Origin of the sequence: Burkholderia sp. HMSC10F09 (genome assembly GCF_001806955.1) — a bacterium.
Taxonomy (GTDB): Bacteria; Pseudomonadota; Gammaproteobacteria; order Burkholderiales; family Burkholderiaceae; genus Burkholderia; species Burkholderia multivorans.
The window spans coordinates 1-1,664 of the sequence record NZ_KV786790.1 but is presented as its reverse complement, the minus strand read 5'-3'; the positions used below and the strand labels follow the sequence as shown (position 1 = coordinate 1,664).

The window sequence follows — 1,664 nt, the reverse complement described above, 5'->3', positions numbered from 1 at the left end:
CGCGCGCGGCGCACGCAACCCGCCGCGGCACTGGACGCATGCGGCCACGACGGTGCCGACGCGTGCCGCGCCGCGGCAGGCCGCCATCGTAGAAAGCCCCGCGCGCCGCGTCTTGGCCGGATTACGCACGTGAAATGACGATTTCCGCATATATCAGGGTAATCGACGATATGCCGAAATCGTCGCGGCCCGCGCACCGAACGCGCAAGACGTGCGCATTTTCGCTACCTAGACTTCGCTGCACAGTCACGAGACGACAACCGGTCGCCGCTGCGGCGCGCCGTCCGGTACGCCCGCACGGAAAGTCCGGCACGCCGATTCCGGCATAGCGGTCGACACTCGCGACATCCGGTGCGCGACGCGCGCGGCTTCCGGTCAGTCCGGCCGCCCGCGTCCCGCGCCCGCTGACCGCCGCAGGCCCGACGGCCGGCGGCGGCCCAACCACGCCATCAAGGGGAAGTGAAAGTGAAGCTGAAGGTATCGCACGTCGCGCTGGCTGCCGCCTGCGCATTGTCCGGCGCGCACGCCATCGCCGCCGACGTCGTCAAGATCGGTTTCGCCGCGCCGCTGACCGGCCCGCAGTCGAACTACGGCACCGACATGCAGAAAGGCGTGCAGCTCGCGATCGCCGACTTCAATGCGACCAATCCGACGATCGGCGGCAAGCCCGTCACGTTCCAGCTCGACTCGCAGGACGACCAGGCCGACCCGCGCACCGGCACGACGGTCGCGCAGCGCCTGATCGACAACAACGTGCGCGGCATCATCGGCCACTTCAACTCGGGCACGAGCATTCCGGCGTCGGATCTCTACGATCGCGCGGGCCTGCCGCAGATCTCGATGGCGACGTCGCCGCAATACACGGCGCGCGGCTACAAGACCACGTACCGGCTGCTGACAAGCGACGCGCAGGCGGGCCGCATCGTCGGCACGTACGCCGTGAAGAACCTGCACTTCAAGCGCATCGCGATCATCGACGACCGCACCGCATACGGCCAGGGCATCGCCGACGAATTCGCGAAGGCCGTGCAGGCCGCGGGCGGCACGATCGTGAAGCGCGACTTCACGAACGACAAGGCGCTCGATTTCTCCGCGATCCTGACGAACCTGAAGGGCATCAATCCGGACGCGGTGTTCTACGGCGGCGGCGATGCGCAATCGTCGCCGATGATCCGCAAGATGCGTCAGCTCGGGATGAAGTCGGCGTTCGTGACCGGCGAAATGTCGCGCTCGCCGACGTTCCTGAAGGTCGGCGGCGACGCGGCCGAAGGCGCGATCGTCTACATGGGCGGGCTGCCGAAAGAAAAGATGCCGGGCTTCGCCGGCTACGCGGCGCGCTACAAGGCACGCTTCAACGAAGACGTGATCACCTACTCGCCGTACTCGTACGACGGCACGATGGCGCTGCTGACCGCGATGAAGAACGCGAACTCGACCGATCCGAAGGTCTACACGCCGTATCTCGGCAAGGTGTCGATCAAGGGCGTGTCGGCCGATCGCATCGCGTACGACGCGAAAGGCGACCTGAAGGACGCGCCCGTCACGATCTATCGCGTCGAACACGGCGCGTTCAAGCCGGTCGACACGATCGCCGGCAACTGACGCAGGCGGACGCCATCCGTCGTCACGGCGCGCGCACGGCAGGCCCGTCGCGCGCCGCGCTC

1 protein-coding gene is annotated in these 1,664 nt (G+C 67.4%); it reads left to right on the top strand.

Annotated features, from left to right (window positions below; all coding sequences use genetic code 11):
* Window positions 1-465 precede the first annotated feature (465 nt).
* Complete coding sequence (locus HMPREF3115_RS18965; protein ID WP_006406882.1) at window positions 466-1,602, top strand: branched-chain amino acid ABC transporter substrate-binding protein; 1,137 nt, start codon at window positions 466-468, stop codon at window positions 1,600-1,602.
* The last annotated feature ends 62 nt before the right edge of the window (window positions 1,603-1,664 follow it).